We start from the raw sequence: 1,378 nt of genomic DNA, 5'->3' as shown, positions 1-1,378 counted from the left end.
ACACAAAGCCTATTTGTTCTACAATAAGTAGGTTTTGATAAGTTTTATGGAACGGAACAGGCAACAAACCTGCCATGCTACTAATCACCATCATGCCTCCACCTTGATTTTTGTCTTTCAGATATTGGCTAAATAAAGTAAGTAAACGCACAACACTGGTAACGTTTAGCGCAAGCATTTTTTCAAAATCAGGCCATGCTAATTCGTGATGTTCGCCAAAATGGGTCACCCCTGCATTCAAAATTACACCATAAATATCAGCCAGTTGGGTGGCTTGTTGATAAACACGTTCAACGTCGTCAGCAAGTGATAAATCGGCAGCAATCACATGACATTGAATGCCAGAGTTTTGTTCTAAGCGTTGTTTTAAAGCCAATAATTGCGCTTCACGACGGGCAACCAAAATCAAGTTAGCCTGATGTTGCTCAGCAAGTTGCGTGGCCATTTCTAAGCCAAGCCCTGACGATGCACCTGTCACTAAGACCCATTTATGGGTAAATTGCATGTCTTTCATAAAAAGCTCCATTTGCTATTGTTGTTATAAAGCTGAATATATGTCAGGTTACAGCTGGATTGACTAAAAATCAATCTGAGAATACGGTTAACGATTAGATTTTTTGTTTGTCTAAAGAAGTTAAGTGCACGTATTGACAAAAAGTAGAGATATGCGACTATTAAAGCTGATAATAATTCAGGTTTTGAGGGTTGGCCATGTTTAAAGCAGGTTGGAGTAAGTGCGAGATATTAGTCAAAGCGCAAGGCTATGCGATGATGGGCTATGGTATGTGGCATAACCGTGCATGGGGACAACAAACGCCGTTGTTTGCGCGTGCTATTTGGTTGGCAGATGAACAGGGTAATGAAATAGCCTTTTGTTGTTTAGATTTGGGCTACATTACTTATGCCATGCGCAGCACAATTATTCGTCAGCTCCAAGACACAATTGGCGATAGCTTTAACCCAGAGCGTTTGGTCTTAACCTGTACCCATACCCATTCAGGGCCGGGCGGATGCACTCATGATGCCTTGTATAATGTGGTGACCCCCGGTTTTGTGCCTGATAATTTACAGCAAATTGTGTTAGCAACGGTTGAGGCATTATTAGCCGCACGTACTCATTTACAAGCTGTGGAGCTGAGCTTAGCACATGCGGCATTTGCCGAAACGACAGCAGTGGCATGGAATCGTTCGTTAGAGGCGTATAATCGTAATCCTGAAGTGAGCAAATTAAATCATCAGCAATGTCATTTAGCCTTAAACCGAGAAATGCCTGTTTTAGCGATTCGTCATCAAGGACAAGTAGCGGCGTTTGTGTCGTTGTTTGGGGTTACACACTGTATATGAAAAATCTATCTAAACCTACTTATTTAGGTTGTTT

Annotated in this window: 2 protein-coding genes; one reads left to right on the top strand and one right to left on the bottom strand. The window is 41.7% G+C overall.

Translation table 11 applies throughout. The annotated features are described in order from the left end of the window. The coding region (locus Q0212_RS06755; protein WP_297923864.1) for an SDR family oxidoreductase at positions 1-514 on the bottom strand (514 nt) is incomplete at its 3' end. A 197-nt stretch (positions 515-711) separates the two neighbouring features. Between Q0212_RS06755 and Q0212_RS06750 the strand changes: the two genes are divergently transcribed. Then, positions 712-1,344, top strand: a complete 633-nt coding sequence (locus Q0212_RS06750) for a neutral/alkaline non-lysosomal ceramidase N-terminal domain-containing protein (protein ID WP_297923862.1) — start codon at positions 712-714, stop codon at positions 1,342-1,344. Positions 1,345-1,378: the final 34 nt, after the last annotated feature.

This window comes from uncultured Agitococcus sp., assembly GCF_937920075.1.
Classification (GTDB): domain Bacteria; phylum Pseudomonadota; class Gammaproteobacteria; order Pseudomonadales; family Moraxellaceae; genus Agitococcus.
The sequence above is the reverse complement of the archived record's forward strand: the minus strand, read 5'-3'. Positions and strand labels throughout refer to the sequence as shown.

Bases quoted from the DNA above. Each gene is read 5' to 3' on its own strand.
- Q0212_RS06750 (WP_297923862.1), top strand. From the start codon at position 712: ATGTTTAAAGCAGGTTGGAGTAAGTGCGAGATATTAGTCAAAGCGCAA.